The sequence below is a fragment of the Nocardioides agariphilus genome, assembly GCF_015352445.1.
GTDB classification, from domain to species: Bacteria; Actinomycetota; Actinomycetes; order Propionibacteriales; family Nocardioidaceae; genus Nocardioides; species Nocardioides agariphilus.
This window is the reverse complement of the sequence record NZ_JADKPO010000018.1, coordinates 71,576-89,202: the sequence shown is the minus strand read 5'-3', so window position 1 is coordinate 89,202 and position 17,627 is coordinate 71,576. Positions and strand designations below refer to the sequence as shown.

General features: G+C 70.2%; 16 protein-coding genes. 3 read left to right on the top strand and 13 right to left on the bottom strand.

The features are described from left to right. Positions 1 to 117: 117 nt before the first annotated feature. The 7 genes from ISU10_RS23165 to ISU10_RS14275 all read right to left on the bottom strand — a co-directional run bounded on the left by ISU10_RS23165 (position 118) and on the right by ISU10_RS14275 (position 6,594). A complete protein-coding gene (locus ISU10_RS23165) occupies positions 118 to 1,401 on the bottom strand; it encodes a helix-turn-helix transcriptional regulator (RefSeq protein WP_228500892.1) in 1,284 nt (427 codons plus the stop codon). Positions 1,402 to 1,434: 33 nt separating this feature from the next. Further along, positions 1,435 to 2,943 (bottom strand): ATP-binding protein, encoded by a 1,509-nt coding sequence (locus ISU10_RS14300; protein ID WP_194697076.1) that lies wholly within the window; start codon positions 2,941 to 2,943, stop codon positions 1,435 to 1,437. Between the two features lie 106 nt (positions 2,944 to 3,049). Next, positions 3,050 to 3,670, bottom strand: a complete 621-nt coding sequence (locus tag ISU10_RS14295) for a hypothetical protein (protein WP_194697075.1) — start codon at positions 3,668 to 3,670, stop codon at positions 3,050 to 3,052. Next, a complete protein-coding gene (locus ISU10_RS14290) occupies positions 3,667 to 4,398 on the bottom strand; it encodes a hypothetical protein (protein WP_194697074.1) in 732 nt (243 codons plus the stop codon). The genes ISU10_RS14295 and ISU10_RS14290 overlap by 4 nt, the downstream gene beginning before the upstream one ends. After that, complete coding sequence (locus ISU10_RS14285; RefSeq protein WP_194697073.1) at positions 4,395 to 5,252, bottom strand: ABC transporter ATP-binding protein; 858 nt, start codon at positions 5,250 to 5,252, stop codon at positions 4,395 to 4,397. The genes ISU10_RS14290 and ISU10_RS14285 overlap by 4 nt, the downstream gene beginning before the upstream one ends. After that, entirely contained in the window at positions 5,249 to 6,064 is an 816-nt protein-coding gene (locus ISU10_RS14280; protein ID WP_194697072.1) for a cupin domain-containing protein, read from the bottom strand. The genes ISU10_RS14285 and ISU10_RS14280 overlap by 4 nt, the downstream gene beginning before the upstream one ends. Continuing rightward, positions 6,061 to 6,594, bottom strand: coding sequence for an RNA polymerase sigma factor (locus ISU10_RS14275; RefSeq protein ID WP_194697071.1), 534 nt, complete (start codon positions 6,592 to 6,594; stop codon positions 6,061 to 6,063). The genes ISU10_RS14280 and ISU10_RS14275 overlap by 4 nt, the downstream gene beginning before the upstream one ends. Positions 6,595 to 6,730: 136 nt before the next feature. On the opposite strand from ISU10_RS14275, the gene ISU10_RS14270 reads away from it, so the two are divergent. Beyond that, positions 6,731 to 8,374 (top strand): hypothetical protein, encoded by a 1,644-nt coding sequence (locus tag ISU10_RS14270; RefSeq protein ID WP_194697070.1) that lies wholly within the window; start codon positions 6,731 to 6,733, stop codon positions 8,372 to 8,374. 15 nt (positions 8,375 to 8,389) lie between these two features. Here ISU10_RS14270 and ISU10_RS14265 read toward each other — a convergent pair whose 3' ends face one another. Beyond that, entirely contained in the window at positions 8,390 to 9,454 is a 1,065-nt protein-coding gene (locus ISU10_RS14265) for a DUF7485 domain-containing protein (protein ID WP_442417792.1), read from the bottom strand. A 367-nt stretch (positions 9,455 to 9,821) separates the two neighbouring features. On the opposite strand from ISU10_RS14265, the gene ISU10_RS23595 reads away from it, so the two are divergent. Beyond that, the gene (locus tag ISU10_RS23595) at positions 9,822 to 9,950 is read left to right on the top strand and encodes a hypothetical protein (protein ID WP_267239165.1); all 129 of its coding nucleotides are present in this window, start codon (positions 9,822 to 9,824) and stop codon (positions 9,948 to 9,950) included. A 10-nt stretch (positions 9,951 to 9,960) separates the two neighbouring features. On the opposite strand, the gene ISU10_RS14260 is transcribed toward ISU10_RS23595, so the two are convergent. Continuing rightward, positions 9,961 to 10,920, bottom strand: coding sequence for a serine/threonine-protein kinase (locus tag ISU10_RS14260; RefSeq protein WP_370865389.1), 960 nt, complete (start codon positions 10,918 to 10,920; stop codon positions 9,961 to 9,963). 144 nt (positions 10,921 to 11,064) lie between these two features. Here ISU10_RS14260 and ISU10_RS14255 point away from each other — a divergent pair, with 144 nt between their 5' ends. Continuing rightward, on the top strand, positions 11,065 to 11,655 hold the full coding sequence (locus tag ISU10_RS14255; RefSeq protein WP_194697068.1) for a hypothetical protein: 591 nt from the start codon (positions 11,065 to 11,067) through the stop codon (positions 11,653 to 11,655). Positions 11,656 to 11,670: 15 nt separating this feature from the next. On the opposite strand, the gene ISU10_RS14250 is transcribed toward ISU10_RS14255, so the two are convergent. The 4 genes from ISU10_RS14250 to ISU10_RS14235 form a co-directional block, all read right to left on the bottom strand. Next, positions 11,671 to 11,928: a DUF6458 family protein gene (locus ISU10_RS14250; protein ID WP_194697067.1), complete on the bottom strand. Its 258-nt coding sequence runs from the start codon at positions 11,926 to 11,928 to the stop codon at positions 11,671 to 11,673. A gap of 110 nt (positions 11,929 to 12,038) precedes the next feature. Further along, positions 12,039 to 13,817 (bottom strand): proline--tRNA ligase, encoded by a 1,779-nt coding sequence (locus ISU10_RS14245; RefSeq protein WP_194697066.1) that lies wholly within the window; start codon positions 13,815 to 13,817, stop codon positions 12,039 to 12,041. 48 nt (positions 13,818 to 13,865) lie between these two features. Continuing rightward, positions 13,866 to 15,803, bottom strand: coding sequence for a PAS domain S-box protein (locus ISU10_RS14240; RefSeq protein ID WP_194697065.1), 1,938 nt, complete (start codon positions 15,801 to 15,803; stop codon positions 13,866 to 13,868). 276 nt (positions 15,804 to 16,079) lie between these two features. Beyond that, positions 16,080 to 17,540, bottom strand: coding sequence for an alkaline phosphatase PhoX (locus ISU10_RS14235; RefSeq protein WP_194697064.1), 1,461 nt, complete (start codon positions 17,538 to 17,540; stop codon positions 16,080 to 16,082). Between the last annotated feature and the right edge of the window lie 87 nt (positions 17,541 to 17,627).

Below are 17,627 nucleotides of genomic sequence, written 5' to 3'. Positions count from 1 at the left end.
GACATGCCCGACGCTGGCCACGCCGGCTATGCCGATGACCTGCGACACGCTATGCCGATGTCTTGAGACACCCCATTCCGATGTCCTGAACCAGCACACCTACGGGCGCGCATCTGTTCAGGGTGCGAGGTCTCGCGCTACGGCAGCGGCTTCAGTGCGGTTGGTGACGCGGAGCTTCGCGAGCAGGTTCGTGACGTGAACGCTCACAGTCTTCTCGCTGATGAACAGCTTGTCGGCGATGGCCCTGTTGGTCGCGCCCGTCACCAGGACCTCGAGCACCTCACGTTCCCGCGTCGTGAGAATGTCGAGGATGGAGGGCCGTTCGTCACCCGCTACCGGGATGCGGTGCCGGCGGGCGAGCTTGAGCGCGTCCTCCAGCACGCCTTCCATGCCCGTCGTCCTGGCGTCGTTGACCACCTGCGACAAGGCCGTCCGAGCCTCGTCGCGCACACCTTCAGCCAGCATGGCCCGCAACAACCGCAGGCGGACGGGCAGAGCGAGTCCTGCGCCTACATGAGCGGCGGCGTCGTACGCCGCTCGCCACAGGTCGGTCGACGGCTCGCCCCACAGCTCGGCGCGCAGCGCGTTCGCCTGAGGAATCAGGCAGCCGAACCGCGTTCTGCTGCCAGTGGGGCTGACGGTGCGCAGCGCCCGGTTGAGCGCACCGTCAGCCATCTCCATCAGATCCGTCGGATCGGGGAGTCCACGACGATGCGCTGCCTCGATGGCGTGGAAGGCACCGTAGGCGTGTGCCCCCAGCGAAACGGGTCCATCTGCGGTCTCGAAGCGGGCCAGCACCTCGCGCATCGTGGCCACGGCCTCGTCCACCTGGTTGGTGGCGACCAGAACCTGCACGAAGGGCAGCACCGCCAGGTTGGTGGGCAGGGCGGCGATCGAACGCATCTTGTCGAAGACGGTGCGCACCAGCGGCTCCGCCGTTGCGGCGTCGCCACGAAACAGGAGCAGCCGGATCCGGGGAGCGAGCTTGTCGAAGGAGTCATCGGGGACCGATCGCTCGGCCGCCAAGGCGTCCAGCTCCAGGTCGGCGTCGGTGAGGCGGCCGAGGTCCAGGAGTCCCTGCACCCGCTCGAGCCGGATGCGGGCGGCGGCGTAGGGGAAACCGTCCCGGAGAGCACGGTCGCGCGCCGACTCGGCGATCCGCATGCCCGATTCGTGGTCGCCCGCGGCGAGCAGTGCCTCCGCTTGGCCGGCTTCGGCCAGGTAGGCGAGAGCGTGCGCTCCGCCACGGTGCTGCAAGGAGGCGCCCTCGCGGAACTTCTCGGCCGAGGTGACATGGTCGCCCAGAGCCATGGCAGCCCACGCCACGTTGTAGAGCGCCTCTCCCTCCGCCTCAGCAAGTCCCAGGGCGCGCGCGATCGTGACAGCCTCGCCGGCACTCATCGAGGCGGCCCGCCACTGCTCGTAGCGGATGAATCAGAAGCTCTGCATCGTCAGTGCGCTCGCGAGCTCGGCCGAAGGCTCGTCGCCGAGCAGGGAGAGCGCCCGGTCCAACGCCTCCTTGTGGGTGAGCCCTCCCTCGATCTCCGTCCACGTCTGGGCGTACGCCGTGTAGACGCGTGCTGCCGACAACGGGTCGGACTCGTCACTCACGAGGTCGAGCGCCTGAGCCATCAGCTCGCGTGACCGGGCGGGCCCGTAGTTCTCGTGATGCGCCAACGCCAGCTGGAGCACCAGGTCGGCCTCGGCCGGTTCGCGGTCCTCGGGCGGCACCCGGTCGAAGAGCTCGAGAGCCCGCGTGAGGAACGGAATCGCCTCCGGCAAGCCGTGGCGACGAGCAGCCGTCCCGGCGCGGACCGCGGCTGCGAAGGCCCGCGGGACGTCGTGGGCGGCGTGCCAGTGGAAGGCGAGCTGGCCCAGCTCCGTCATTCCGGGGTCGTCGCCGGTCAGCCGCTCGATGGCCTCGGCGACCCTTGTGTGGCACAGGGTTCGCTCACCCGGCATCAGGTCGTCGTACACCGCCTCGCGGATCAACCCGTGTCGGAACCGCCCCTGGTCGCCGGCCCGTTCCAGCACGTACCCCTCGATCGCCTCGCGAAGCGCAGCGTCGACCGCGAGGGCTTCCAGACCGAGCCCCTGGGCCAGGACGCGCGGGGAGAGCGTGCTGCCGTGGACCGAAGCGAGCTTGAGCAACAGCCTGGTGGGCTCGCTCAGCCCGTCGACACGGCGCAGCAGAAGGGCGGCGAGTGCTTCGGGCAAGTCGTCGATGCCGGCGGCGATGAGCTCCTCTGCATACAGCGGGTTTCCCTCGCTGCGCTCGAACACTACGTCGATCAAGGCAGGGTCGACGGCGCCGCTACGTCGCGTGGCCAAGGCGGCGACCTCCTCCCGGCCCAAGGCAACGAGGTCGACGCGGCTCGTCCCGGGGCTGCGGCCGAGGTCGACCACGGCCTTGCGGAACGGACTGCCAAGCGGGATCTCATCGGACCGGTAGGTGAGCACCAGGCACATCGACCCGTGGCCGGTGCGAGCGACCGCCGTGGCCAGGTCGACGGTCGACTGGTCGGCCCAGTGCATGTCCTCCAGGACCAGCAGCAGGGGGCCGGCGCCGGCACCCTCTTCGACCACGAGGGCCAGCTCGTCGATCGTCACGTCGTCGGCATCACCACGTAGGTAGGGAGCCAGTCGTCTCGTCACGTGGGGTAGCTCTTTGTCCGTGCGTCCCCGAAGCACGCCCCGCAGGGCCTCCCGCACCGGCCGGAGGGCAACCCCGTCATCGATGTCCAGGCAATGTCCCAGCAACACCGTGAACCCCAGCTCGTACGCGTGGTCGGCGATCGCCACGGTCAGCGTCGTCTTGCCGATGCCGGCATCGCCGCCGACCAGCAGCACCTGAGGAGTACCGGAAGCGGCGACAGCCAAGGCGAGGTCGGCCTCGGCCAGCTCGCGGTGCCGCCCGATCAGTCCACGTGAAGGGTGGTTCATCGGTGCCCCCGACTCAGTGCCCGTCCCGTCTTCACGCGTGTGCGGGACGTCGGCAGTCTAGGACCCCCGAGGGCGGAGACCCTCAGGTCGCTCAACGACGCCACCATCACGCCGTCGGCCGCCACCACCGCGCGTTGACGGCCGATCGCGCCGGGTCGCGTAGCGAGTACGCCAGCAGGAGGAGACCCAGCAGCGACGCAAGAGCCCAGCGTGTGCAGATGGCTGGCCACCCGCCGGGGATGTCGCCGGTGGGCAACAGCCGCCACTGCGGGGGGAGGGCCGAGGAGGCGATGACCACGAACAGCACCGCGGGACCGGAGACCAGCCCGCCGTGGCGCCAGCCCCTGCGCCGTCCGGCCACCCCCGACACGCCGAGGTTGAGACCGAGGATCCCGGCCGTCATGGCCACGAGCGCCCCGGCCTCGCCGATTCCCGAAGGGCGCGCCAGTGAAGCCAGCACCACGGCGGCGAGCGCCGTTGCCAGGGCGGCACCAGCCACGCGCAGGCCCTGACGTGCGCGCAGGGTGGTAGGGGAGGGCGCCAAGGTCTCGGCGGCCGGGTCGTCGGTGACGAACCCCGCCCCGGCGCCGAGCAGGAACGCACCGATCTGCAGCGGCGCGGCGACCGGTCCGTGGGAGTGGACCAGAGCGAGGAGGAGAGAGATCGCGGCCCCGAGCAGCCACGGCGCGACATGTGTGGCGCGCCAGGTGTAGCGCCACCTGGTCACGTCAGGACCGCAGCCGCCGAAAGGGTGACGAGCGCCGCCCCGACCAGGGCCAGCAGGACCGACGTCCGGCTGCGCTGCGGTTGGGCGAGTGCTGCGCCGGCGAACAGGAGCGTCAGGCCCAGGAGGTAGGGAAGCCTCATCACGGCTGCCCCGGTGTCGTCGGCGGAGTTGAGAGGCATCAGGACCCGCCATGCCGATGGGTCGTCGCCGGGCGTCCAGAAGTAGAACGCCACGGCGAGCGCGGGGGCGACGAAGGCGCTCGGCATCCATCGGGCCAGCGCCACTCCCAGCGCTGCGAGAGCCGTCATGATCAGCGGCAGCGACGCGAGCACGAGCAGGTCGACCTCGTCCAGAGCGAACCGCGACGCGGCGTACGCCGTGACCGCGCCGAGTCCCGCAACCGTGAGCAAGGTCGGGGCCAAGATGGCGGTGAGGAGCGCCCCCACTCGCGTCGAGACGGGCATGGGCAGGGCCTCGTGCTGCTCGACGGTGTCGGCCCGGTGGTCGCGCAGCGTCACGACGTTGGTGGCGACCATCGTGAAGGGCGCCATCAGCGCGAAACCGGCGTACACCGTCCATCCGGAGGTCGACCAGCCGCGAGCAAGGAAGGCAGCACACCCGCCTGCTGCCACCACCACGCCGGCGAGGAACAGCGGGTGCAACGCGAGACGACGGCCCTCGAGCAGGACCAGCTGCGCGAGGCCGGGTCCGGCGGATACCGCCCTCACGACGAACGTGCCGAGATGTCGGCGCCGCTGAGCAGGAGGTACGCGTCGTCCACCGTCGGAGTCACGGACTGGGCATCGGCTGGACGCTCGCCGATGTGTCGGAACTGGCCGGCGCTGGTGCGCCAGGACACAGCGGCTCGCTCGTCGCGGTCTGCGTCGACCCAGACGCGATCCGACGCGGTGGCGGCGAGCTCGGCCGGCGTGCCGTCGAACCTGATCGTGCCCGCGATCAACACGACCACTCGTTGGCACAGGGCCGAGACGTCGTCGGTCTGGTGCGTGGATATCAGCACCGTGGGCCGCTGCGGGAGGACCGAGATCATCTCGCGGAAGCGCAGCCGCTGCTCCGGGTCCAGCCCCGCCGTCGCCTCGTCGAGGATGAGAAGCTCGGGATCGCCCAGGAGTGCTTGGGCCAACGCGAGGCGTTGGCGCATGCCGCCGGACAGGGCCTTGATCCGCTGATGCGCGTGGTCGCGCAGCCCGACGTAGTCCAGCACCTTGCGCACCTCGTCGTGACGGCGCCGCCGCTCGGCGATGTCTTTGAGGACGGCGACGTAGTCGACGAAGTCGAAGGCCGTGAAGTTGCGGTAGAAACCGGGCTCTTGAGGTACGTAGCCCAGGCGACGACGAATCTCCACTCGCTCGTGTGGATGGGCGGGGTCGCGGCCCAGGATGCGGATCCGTCCGGAGTCGGGCGCGAGCACAGTGGCGGCCATCCGCAGCAGCGTGGTCTTGCCCGCCCCGTTGGGCCCGAGCAAGCCCGTGACCGACGGCTCCACCTCGAGACGGACGCCTGCCAACGCTGGTGTTGACCCGAACTTCTTGCCGACGTTCTCGAGACTCAAGGAGCTCATCGCAGAGTCCCTGACTCGATGGCGTGACGACGCGACAGGAGCACCCCGGCGGCAGCCAGCGTCAACGCCGCTGTGATCGCCTGAGCCCCGCTGCCGAACAGAGCGTCCGTGCGAGGAGACGCCGCCGCGATCGCGACGACGCAGAGCCAGATGGCCGAGATCGTGGCCGCGACGTAGGGCATCGCCGCCCGGGTGGTGGAGATGACGAGGGTCACGACGACCAGAAGCAAGGACGGAAGCAGCCAGGCCAAGGCTCCTCGGCCATCAGCCGGGAGCACCACGGCCGCGACGGCTGTCACCGACACGCACGCGGCCAGGACGGCTCCTGCGCGGATCAGCAGGAGCGGGAAGCCTCCTGTCACGGTGGCCTCACCCACCTCCCACGCTGCATCCATGGCGCGGCCGAACGAAACGGCGATACCGACGACGGGCAGGACCGGTGCCACGGCGAGGAAGGGCAGGTCGCCACCTCCGGTCGTCCGCGAGGCCAGCACTGCGAGCGCCAGCGTGATCACGACCCCGAGCAGCCACGAGCCGCGCAACGAGGGCGTGCAGACCAGGATCTTCGCGACAGGGGCAGGCGTGCCCAGACGCCGCAGCCAACGCTCGGGCACGCGGACCCTGTCCTCGTCGACGCGGTCGGTCAGCTCCCCCCAGATGGCCCTCAGTCGAGCCTGGTCGACCTGCCCGGCGACCAACCGTCGGCACGCTGGGCACGCGAGGACGTGAGCCTCGACCGACGACGCGTCGGCGTAGGGGAGGGCGTCTGCGGCGTACTTCTCGATGGTCGCCGCGGGAAGGTGTGTCGTCATGCCAGGGCCTCTCTCAACTCGCGACGTGCTCGCATCAGGCGTGTCTTGACGGTGCCCTGAGGGACACCGAGCAGGCGGCCGGCCTCACCGGTGGTGAGCCCGTCGAGGACGGTCGCCTGGATCACGGCTCGCAGCTCCGGCGAGAGCCGTTCGAGCGCTCCGGCGAGGTCGCCGTGCTCGATGCCGACCAGGACGCGGTCCTCGGCCGAAGGTTCGACGCCGACCGGTGCGAGCCTGGGGATCCGGGGACTCCGGCGGAGTCGGTCGACCAACCGCCGGATGCCGATGCCCCAGATCCAGGCCGCGACCTCGCCGCGACCCGCGTAGCGCCCTGCCCCGCGCCAGACCGCGAGAAACGTGTCCTGCACGACCTCGTCGACCACCGTCTGGTCGGCGAATCGCCGTGACATCCGCAAGATCAACCAGCCGGCGTGCCGCTCGTACAGCTCACGGAAGGCAGCGTCATCCCGTTTCGCGATCGCCGACAGCAGCTCCTCGTCGGAGAGGCTCGCCCATCGAGCGTCGGTCACACCCCCACTGTCGCAGCGCCGGTCGTCAACGGTTCACGATCGAGAAGGACGTTGGCGATCTTCCGGGTGAACGAGCAAGGCGCTGAACCAACGGTTCCGCAGTGGTCGTCCACCCACCGGCGTACCCTCGAGACACATGCGCACCCCCGTGATCCCCGGCGCGAGGTTCGCGCTGCGCATCGCGATGGTCGTGCTCTCGGTGACGTTCCCGTTCGGGTGCGCGTTGCTGGCGCTGAGCTACTCCCCGCCGTCCCACATCGAGGTCGCCGGTCAGACGGTGTCGGTGAAGCCGGTCCTGGGGCAGGACACCAGCAGGCTGCTCGGCGGCGCGCTCGTCCGTCCCGACCATGCGCACATCGACCTCCTCGACCTGGACGTCGGGGTTGACGTCGACGCCGACTGGAACCGGCTGATCCCCAGCGACAAGCGCACGCGCGCCTACCTCACCGCCCTGTGGGACGACCCGACCCCGCAGATCGGCCGCCTGCAGCAGGCGGCCCGCCGCCACGTGGTGATCTGGAGCGGCGCCGGCTTCCTCGCCGGACTCCTCGTCGTGGTCGCGACGTGGAGCGGCTTGGCCTACCGACGCCGCCGGCTGCGGAGCTACCCGGCTGAGGAGGCCGACGTCGTACGCCGTCACAACAGGCGGCTTCGCGCGTCGCTGGCCGTGGTGGCCGTCGCGGGCGTGCTCGCCGTGGACGTCTTGGCGGTCCGGATCTACGAGCACCAGGACCACCACACGGTCATCAGCAGCCCGGTCTTCGCAGGCACCTCGCTGGAGGGCACGGAGGTCAACGGGCTGGCGGCGGAGGTGCTGCCGTTCCTGTCGATCCTGCGGCCGCGTTCGACCTTCTACGACACGGTTGCCGACAACCTCGAGCGAGCGCTCGCCGCGCGACCGTCGCTCAAGCGCGACGGTGACGAGGTCGTGCTGGTGCTCGCCGAGGACTTCGAGGACGTCAACGGGATGGCCCGGCAGGTGGGCCTGGCGGCCGACCTCGTCGATGCGAGCTTCCTGGCGCTGACGGGCGACCTGACCTTCGCGGGCCTCGCGGTGGAGACCTACATCATCGACACCGTCGACTACTACTCCGACCACCGGCCGGTCTACTTCGCTCCCGGCCTGCACGACACCAACGTGGTGGTGGAGGCGGCGGCCGCTCGCGGGTGGCACGTCGCGGACGGCACGACCGTCGATGTCGACGGGCTGGGCCTGTTGGCCGTCCCTGACCCCCGGATCTCGACCGTGGGCGGGTTCGGCACCGGCACCGTTCTTCGCGACCCGGACGTGGACGTCGACCGGACCATCGCCGACACCATCGACGAAGCCTGCGCCGAGCAGCCCGACCTCGTGATCCTGCACGACCATCTGCTGGGCCGGCCGATCGCGGAGGCAGGCTGTCAGGACGTCGCCGTGCTCGACGGGCGTTCCTACCGCTTCGTCGGACCGCAGGAGGTGCCCGTGACGTCGACGTCGACCACGACCGCCGAGACCACGGTCGAGTTCACCGGTGGCAGCACCGGCGGCCACGTCACCACCGTGCCGGACCCCGGGTCCATCAAGAACCCCGCGCGGTTCTCGATCATCACCGTGCAGCCAGACAGCTCAGACAGCTCAGACGGTCCCCGGGCGACGTACGCCGTCGTCACCGTCCAGCCCGACGCCACCGTCACGGTGACTCCGGAGATCAGTCTCGACGTGCCCTACGCGGAGTTCGTCGACAGCGGCCGCACCGGGCTCACGCCGGAGAGCGACCTACTGCAGCCTGGCCGGCCCTGACCGGTCGCGTCCCGGCTAACCGGCTGACGTGCGCTCGTAGACGTGCACGCCGTCGGGCATGACGTACACCAGCATGGGCCTGGACGAACCGGGTGCGATCACCAGATGGGCCGGGCTCCCTGAGTCGGCCTCGCTGAACGGGTCGGGCAACGCCTCGACGTGGGAGACGCGGCCATCGGGGCTCACGACGGTCGAGCCCACCAGCTGACGCGACTCGTCGTCCTCGCCGGCGCCGTACATGAACAGGTGCAGGCTGTCGTCGGCGCCGGCGCGCACCTCGATGCCCACATGGGCCTTGGCTCCGGAGGGCGACCTGATCGGCAGGACCGCCGAGGAGTCGCCGATCTGGATGCGGAGCTTGTTGCCCACCTGGATGCGGAAGGGCGTGCCCGACGGGGTCAGGAGCCTCGAGACGCGCTGCAGCGAACCGTCGGCCGGGTCAACCGCAGCGAAGGAGTGTTGCCCGGTCGAGCCGTAGAGCAGCGTCCCGTCGTCGTAGGCCGGGCTGAAGAAGCCGTCGACCGGGATCTCGTCGAGCACGCCGTCGCGAAGACGCAGGAGGAAGCTCTGGTCCGGAGCGAGGCGGCTGGCCACCAGCGTGCCGTCGGCCATCACGTGGGGCAGCTGCCACTGGAAGTAGTGCCCGTCGACGAGCAAGGAGCTCGGGATCCTGGCTTGGTCCAAGAAGTGACCGGTCGCGTCGTAGTGCGCGATCCGGAGCTTGGCCGGGTCGAGGAACCACCATGTGCCGTCGGGACCGGGGGCACCGAACTCGGGGCCGATGTCCAGCGAGCCCGAGTCACCGCCCGGCGAGGTGCCGAGCAGCTCCCTGCCCGGTCCGTAGCCGATGACGAACCGCTCCTGCCAGGTCGACGGGAGCTCCTCGGCCGCGGGCGGCACCACGAGTACGTCGACACCCGGCTCGCTGGATGCAGTCGTGGGCCCAGTCGTGCCCTCGGTGGGCGAGGGCTCGGCGGACGTGTTCGCTGCCGAGGTCGGCTCGAGATCCCCTGACGCGCTCGTCGAGCACGCGGCCAGCGACCCCGTGGCCAGCGACCCCGCGGCCAGCACGCCGGCCACAGCCAACCTCACACCCACCCCGCGCCTCCCGTTCGGTCTCTGGCCTCAGTGTGACCGGCGAGACCCGGGAGAGTCGGCACCCGCCCAGGGCCGACATGCCGAGGTCTTACAGACCCCGTCGGCCTCCACGTACTCGTCCGAGGATGAACAGGACGAGGACGACGATCAACAAGATGATCAGGATGGTCCAGAGCATGGGGGTTTCCTCCCTAGGATGGAACTGCTCCCTCCGCAGTACCCACCAGGCTGCTTCCCAGCCTCGGCGCCGAGAGGAGCGTGGCCCCGGGCTGGCGCTCCACATCGAGAGTTCACCGCACCGTGTTGCTCTCGTAGCCGGCCGGACTCACGGGCCGGTCATCGTCGAGGCATGACGCATTCCCCGCGTACGCCGCTGCGTGCGGCCACGGTGACAGGGTTGGCCACGGGGGTCGTGGTCGGACTCGTCTCCGGACTCGTCACGGCCGCACTTCCGGCGACCAGGCCTGGCCGGCGCTGAGCGCCCGACCTCAGTCCTCCAGCAGCAACGCCGCGTCGACGGCGACGGTGGCCGTCGGTTCGGCGGGGGTGGGGTCGTCGGGCCCGATGGGCTCCTCGAGCGCCGACTCGCCGTACACCGCCTGGGCCAGCCCCAATGCCAGGCCGATGATCTCGTGGTCGGCCAGGCCGAGCCGGATGGCGACGGCTCTCGCGTTCTCCGGGCGTTCCAGCGGGTCCTTGGCCAGCAGGTGCTCGATGACTCCGGCCAGATCCTCCGGTACGTCGTCGGGCAACGGTGGCGGGGGCTCGTGGATGTGGCTCATCGCCGTTGCGATGGGGGTGGGCTTCTCGAAGGGCTTGGCGCCGCACAGCATCTCGTGGCCGACGATGCCGAGGGCGTAGAGGTCGGAGGCGCCCGTCGCGGGCCTCCCGAGTGCCTGCTCGGGACTGAGGTACGACGGGGTGCCCAACAGGTCTCCGGCCCGCGTGTGACCCGACGCGTCGAGGGCTCGCGAGATGCCGAAGTCGGTCAGCTTCACCAGCCCGTCCTCGCGGACCAGGATGTTGGCCGGCTTGACGTCGCGGTGCACGACCTTGGCCTCGTGGGCCACACCCAGCGCCAGCGCGCACTGGCCGAGGACCGAGCGGACCTGATCGGCTGGGAGGGGCCCGTTCTCCCGGATGATCTGCGAGAGGGGCTTCCCGTCCACCAGCTCCATCACCAGGAATGCCACGCCGTCGTCCTCGCCGTAGTCGAACAACGTCGCGATGTTGGTGTGGTTGAGGGACGCCGAGTGCAACGCCTCGTCGCGGAACCGCAGGGCGAAGAGCTCCTCGTGGTGGGGGTCCGGTCGCATCACCTTCAAGGCCACGTTGCGTTGCAGCACCTGGTCCTCGGCCGCCCAGATGTCGGCCATTCCTCCAGAAGCGACCCGCCGCTCGAGCTGGTAGCGCTCTGCGAGCACGAAGCCCGGCTCGAGTGTGTTCACAACCGCTGACCGTATCGGGCCTGTGACGGGCGCTGCTCACCCCGATGTACGGCCCTTGCCGTGGGCTGGAGACAGGTGCATCCTGCGTCAGCCATGGACGAATCGCGATTTCTGAGGCGGGCAGGTTGGGCGGGAGCTGCGTCGGTGGTCCTGCTCGCCGGGGGCATCGCGCTGGGTGCGCTCGCCGGAGTCGATGCTCCCGGACTCTCGGACGCCGCCATCTTGGAGAGGATCGGTAGCGGCCGGAACCAGGCCGCTGCCGGGCTGGCACTGCCCATGCTCGCCAGCGCGAGCGCCCTGTTGTTGTGGTTCGCGGTGGGGCTGCGCCGAGCTCTGGAGCGGCTGGAGGGCGATGAGCCGCTCCTGCACGCGATCGTGCCGGCGGCAGCGCTCTTCGCAGGCTTGGTCATCGTGGGCGCGGCCATCGACGTCTCGAGCGCTGTCACGGCCCTGGCCACTGATGCCTTCACGCCCGACCCCGATGTCGCTCGCGTTCTCGGGACAGCGGGGGCAACCATCGGGCTCACGGGGCTTGTCGGTGGTGCCGTGATGGTCGCCGCTACCACGCGCATCGCCCAGCGAGCGCAGGCACTGCCGACGTGGGCGGTGTGGGCGTCCTACGTCGTCGTGGTGCTGTGCCTGATCGGCTTCTGGACCGCAGGTATGGGATCGGTCGCCTTGGGGCTCTGGCTCGTTGGAGCCGTGATCGCGCTCCTGCGAGCGTCACGGAGCTGAGTCGCGGACAGACCGTCAGACGGCTGCCGGCGGGTCGGTCTCCTGACGACGCTCGGTGCTGGTCTGCGAGCCGTCGGCGTGGGTCGTGCTCGCCACGGTGTGCGTGCCTCGGCCCCGGTTGGCCGTAGCAGCGGTCAACACGATGGCCAGGGCGCCTACGCCCGCCAGGATCCAGCCGGCCATGACCAGGTCGACGCCGTTGATCGAGTCCCTGACCGCCAGGGCCAAGATCAGGCCGACGGCAAGCAGGAAGACCCCAAGTCCGTATCCCATGTCGTACTCCTTCACGCCCCGCAAGTGGTCGACCCACAGCCGGGCCGACCTGTCACGCTAGTTGCGCCCGCGGGCCCGCGGACCACCTTCCTGGGTGAGGAACGGGGTCGTCAGCCGGTGACGAGCCCCACAAGGTGCTCGGCCGCCTCGCCGACCGGCACGTCCGTACGCTCGCCGCTCGCCCGGTCCTTGACCTCCACGACACCATCGGCGAGGCCGCGCCCGACCGTGACGATCGTGGGCACCCCGATCAGCTCGGCGTCCTTGAACTTCACGCCGGGGCTGGCCTTGCGGTCGTCGTACATCACCGTCAGACCGCGAGCCGACAGCTCCTGCGACAGCTGCTCCGCGGCGGCGAACACCGCCTCGTCCTTGCCGGTGGCCACGATGTGGATGTCGGCGGGTGCCACCTCACGGGGCCAGCACAGCCCGAGCTCGTCGAGGGTGTTCTCCGCGATCGCGGCCACGGCGCGTGAGGGCCCGATGCCGTAGGAGCCCATGGTGACCGTGACCAGCTTGCCGTTCTCGTCGAGGACCTGGAGGCCGAGCGCCTCGGCGTACTTGCGGCCCAGCTGGAAGACGTGTCCCATCTCGATGCCGCGCGCCGACTCCAGCATGCCTCCGTCACCGTTGGGGCAGGGGTCACCGTCGCGCACGTCGGCGACGTCGATGAACCCGTCGCCGTGGAAGTCGCGGCCGGCCACCAGGTCGAGCACGTGGCTGCCGGCGACATCGGCTCCGGTCACCCAGCGCGTGCCCTCGACGACTCGCGGGTCGAGCAGCAGCCGCACGCCCGCGGGCTTCTCCTCCCCGAGGGACCCGGGACCGATGTAGCCCTTGACCAGGCTCGGGCGCGCGGCGAAGTCGTCCTCGCCGAAGGGCTCGAACGTCACGCCCTCACCGAGCTTGGACTCCAGCCGCTTGGCGTCGACCTCGCGGTCGCCGGGCAGGCCGATGGCCAGGGCCTCGGTCGTGCCGTCGGGGTGGCGCACCGAGAAGACCACGTTCTTCAAGGTGTCGCCGGCGTGCCAGGGACGGTCGTCGCGCGGGTAGCGCTCGTTGAGGTGGTCGACCAGCGTCTCGATGGTCGGCGTGTCGGGCGTCAGCTCGGCGTGGGCGGCCGGCGCGTCGTCGTAGGCGATGGGTGAGGGTGCCAGCGAGTCGACGGCCTCGACGTTGGCGGCGTAGTCGCACGTGTTGCAGCGCACGTAGGTGTCCTCACCGACGTCGGCCTTGGCCAGGAACTCCTCGGACTTCGAGCCGCCCATCGCCCCGGCCTCGGCCTTGACGATGACGTAGTCGAACCCCAGCCGATCGAAGATCCGGGTGTAGGCGTCGCGGTGGGCCTGGTAGCTGCGGTCGAGCCCCGCGTCGTCGATGTCGAAGGAGTAGCTGTCCTTCATCACGAACTCGCGCCCGCGCAGGATGCCGGCGCGGGGCCGCGCCTCGTCGCGGTACTTGTTCTGGATCTGGTAGATCCACAGCGGCAGGTCCTTGTAGGACGAGTAGAGGTCCTTGACGACGAGAGTGAACATCTCCTCGTGGGTGGGCCCGAGCAGGTAGTCGGCGCCCTTGCGGTCCTGGAGCCGGAAGATGCCGTCGCCGTACTCCGTCCAGCGGTTGGTGGCCTCGTAGGGGTCGCGGGGCAGCAGCGCGGGGAACAGCAGCTCCTGGGCACCGATGGCGTCCATCTCGTCCCGGACGATGTTCTCGATCTTGCGCAGGACGCGCAGCCCGAGAGGCAGCCATGTGTAGATGCCGGGGGCGTTGCGGCGGATGTAGCCGGCGCGCACGAGCAGCCTGTGGCTCGGCACCTCGGCGTCTGCCGGATCCTCTCGCAAGGTGCGGACGAAGAGGCTGGACAGGCGCAGGATCTTGCCCCGATTCATGTCCGGAACCGTACTTGTGCGCCACGACGCCACGCACGCGGGTTGATCTCAACCCACGGTCGGGAGCCGGATCTCGAACCCGCGCGGCCCGTCGCCGTCTTGCGATCGGTAGGCGACCTCGCCGCCGTGGGCCTGGACGATCTCGCGTACGAGGAAGAGACCGAGGCCGGTGCCGCGGCGCGGTCCACCCAGGATGAAGCGCGTGAACAGCCGCGGGACCAGCTCGGCATCCACTCCACCGCCGGCGTCGTCGACACGGATGAGGACCGCCTCCTCCTCCACCTCGCACCAGATGGAGACCGGCGGCCGACCATGCCGTCCCCCGTTGTCGATCAGGTTGTCGAGAGCCTGCGCGAACCGGACGGGGTCGGCTCTCACGATCGCCACGGGAGGTTCGGGTGGGCTGAGCACGACCTCGATACCGGCCAGGCCGGCGCGGACCCCGGCTCGCCGAAGCAGGTCGGCCACCAGCACCTCCTGCGGCTCGTGACGCAACGTCCCACCCTCGACCTGGGACGCGGTCGCGAGGTCGGCGGCGAGCCTGCGCAGGCGGTCGGCGGAGCCCCTGATGCTGGAGAGGAGACCTGCCCGGCCGACGGTGTCCTGCTCGGCGTCCTGCTCGGCGTCCTGCAGGGCGTCCTGCAGGGCGCGCGCTGAGCCTTCGATCACGGCCGTCGGCGTGCGCAGCTCGTGAGCCGCCACGGCGAGCAGATGGGTCTGCTGGTCGGCGGCGAGCTGCCGGTCCTGCTCGTGCAGCCGTTGGCTCGTCTGGTCGTGGGTCACCTTGGCAAACCCGATGTGGACGCCCGCGTCGTCGTAGACAGGACTGATCACGACACTCGCCCAGAACCGGCTGCCGTCCTTGCGGACCCGCCAGCCCTCCTCCGCGTAAGCGCCGTCGCGCAGCGCCAGGGCCAGGTTGCTGTTCGGATGACCTGCCTGCTGCTCGTCGGGCGGGTAGAACACCCGGAAGTGGCTGCCGATGATCTCGTCGGCGTCGTACCCCTTGATCCGTTGGGCGCCGACGTTCCAGCTGGCCACGTTGCCGTCGACGTCGAGCATGTAGATGGCGTACTCGCTGACCGCGGCGACCAGGAGGCGGAAGTGCTCCTCGCTGGCCCGCAGGTGGCTCTCGGCGGCCCGCAGCTCGGTGATGTCCTGTACCTGGGCGAAGACGTAGAGAACCCGGCCCTGCGAGTCGCGGATCGGGGCCAAGGTGAGCCGGGCGGTCCTGGCGAGCTCCTCTGCTCCGGGCAAGGGGTGCTCGAGGAGCGCGAGGTCGCGCCCCTCCGCGGCGATGTCGGCCAGCGCCTGGTCGAGGTCGGCGCCGAGGCCTCCGGTGAGTCGGCCGTAGTCGACCCCGACCAGGTCGAACGGCCGACATGACATGAGCGCGGCTAGGGCAGGGTTGGCGCGCACGATGCTTCCGGTGACGGTCAACGTGGCCATCCCGATCGCGGCCTGCTCGAACAGGTCCTGGAACTGCGCGACGTGCTCGTCGACCAGTGACTGGTCACCGACGAGCTCGGCGTTCTCCGGAGGAGCGCGTACGACGTGCAGCCGGTCGCGGTCCTGCTGCCCCACCGGCCCGGCCGCCGTCGGCCGGCGCAGGACCCGGAGCAGACGATCGGGCAGCTCGGAGAGCGGCATCGACTTCTCCATGAAGTCCGCGGCGCCCAGCTCTCGGGCCCGGTCCGCGAGCCCGCGCTCCTCGAAGCCGGTGAACATGACCACCCGGGTCTCCGGGCAGACCGCCAAGATGGCGGGCAGGGCTTGGAGCCCGTCGCAGGTGGGCATCGAGGTGTCCAGCAGGATCAGGTCGGGCTCGAGGCGGATCGCCAGGCTGATGGCCTCGTCACCGTCGGCCCCTTCCCCGACGACGACGAACTGACCGGTCCGCTCGAGGCGCCGGCGTACGAGCGCGCGCAGCTCGCTGGAGTCGTCGACGAGCACGATCGTGCTTCCCGGTCCCGCCGTCGACGTCACCCCGTCCAGTTCCCCCAACGGCCGGAACTATGCGCCCGCCCCTCGGGGGTGGGTCGAACCGCCCGGGGGGATGTGCGCTCCTCGCCCGCCCATCGGGGGGTGTTGGCCCGTCGCGATGACGTCGTATGGTTCCGGCCAACTCGATGGGCTTCCCCCGTGCTCATCGAGCCGCTCGACGGGTTCCCCCGTGCTCGCCGAGTCGTGTGTGCCGGGTCCGCCCATCTCACCTGAGGGCTGCGTAGTGTCGTGGACGGGCCCGGCACCCTCCACCTGGACTCAGCCCAGGTAGCTCTCCCATGGTCCGGTGATCGCCAGCGTGATGCCCGGCGTCTGGATGTTGACGAACAGCGTGCGGCCGTCCTCGGAGAACGTCGGGCCGGTGAACTCCGAGTCGTTGAGCTGGTTGCGGGCGATCGCGTACGACGGGCCGCCGGGCACGCTGCTGAGCACATGCGAGGCACCCGCTCCGTCCTCGGCCAGCACCAGCGTTCCCCACGGGGTGACGGTGACGTTGTCGGGACCGTCGAAGGTGAGGTCGTCGTACTTCGCCTTGGTGCCGTCGGCAGCGGTCTGCTGGTGCGGGAAGTAGGTGACCAGCGTGATCGTCTCGGCCTCGTAGTCGTAGAACCACACCATCCCGTCGTGCTTGACGGCGTCGGCCGGCAGGTCGAAGGTGTTGAAGGCGAAGCTGTTGACGACGTACACCCCGGCGTCGGTGCCCCAGACGCCCTCGAACTTCTTGCCGCGGGTGACCTCGTCGGTGAACTGCTTGCGCACCGCAGTGGTCTGCCCGTCGCGCTCGGGCACCTCGACCCAGCGCACCGGGAAGGGGCGGCCGAGCTGGGCCGAGGTCAGGTAGGCGACGTCGGGCAGCACCGAGCCGTCGTCCATCAGGATCGCCATCGCCGCCAGGGTGCCGTCCTCGTCGCCCAGCCGGTCGGCCAGGCCTGGACCCAGGCGCACACCGGCGGGGGCCGACCAGCGGTAGAACAAGCCGTTGGGGGTGCTGGCGTCCTCGGACAGGTAGACGTGCTGCTGGTCCTCTTTCGGTGAACTGTCGATCGCCAGGGCCTCGTGTGCGTAGCGCCCGAACGCCTTGATGGGCTTGGGGTTGCTCTGGCCGTCAGCGAAGACCTCGAACACGTAGCCGTGGTCCTTCTCGTAGGTTCCACTCCTGCCGTTGCCGCTCCACGCGGCGCCCTGCTTGAGGTCGGTCTCCTCGCAGGTCAGCCACGTACCCCAGGGCGTGGGCCCCCCGGCGCAGTTGACGGCCGTGCCGGAGATGCCGACCCACTCGCCGTAGTTGTTGCCGGCGTTGTCGGTCTCGATCACCGTGCAGCCGCCGGCGTCGACGGCGCCCGGGTCGTAGACCGTGCCCTCGACGTGCGGGACCCCGAGCGCGGCGCCGGCGCCGAGCTCGTGGTTCTGGATCAGGTGCAACCGGTTGCGGCGTGCCTTGAACACCGCGGTCCCGTCGGGGTTCGACGGGGTCGGGCCCTGCCCGTCGATGAGCCGGGTCTCACCGGCGCGGGTCACCACGGTGTAGCGGAAGCCGGCTGGCAGGGCGAGGATCCCGGCCGGGTCCTCCATCAGCGGCGGGAACGGCTTGTGCGCGGGGAACTGGGAGCGTCGCTGGGTGGGGCTTGCCTCGGCCAGGGACGGTACGGCGCCGGCGACGACAAGGCCGACACCAGCGGTGCCTCCGGCCAGGAGGCTGCGGCGGGCGAGTGTGGTCATGGGTGTGCTCCTCGAGATGGGTGGAGGTGGGCCGTTCTCGATCGAAGCCGTGGGCCGCGACATCGCTGGAGTCTTCGCGTGACCAGC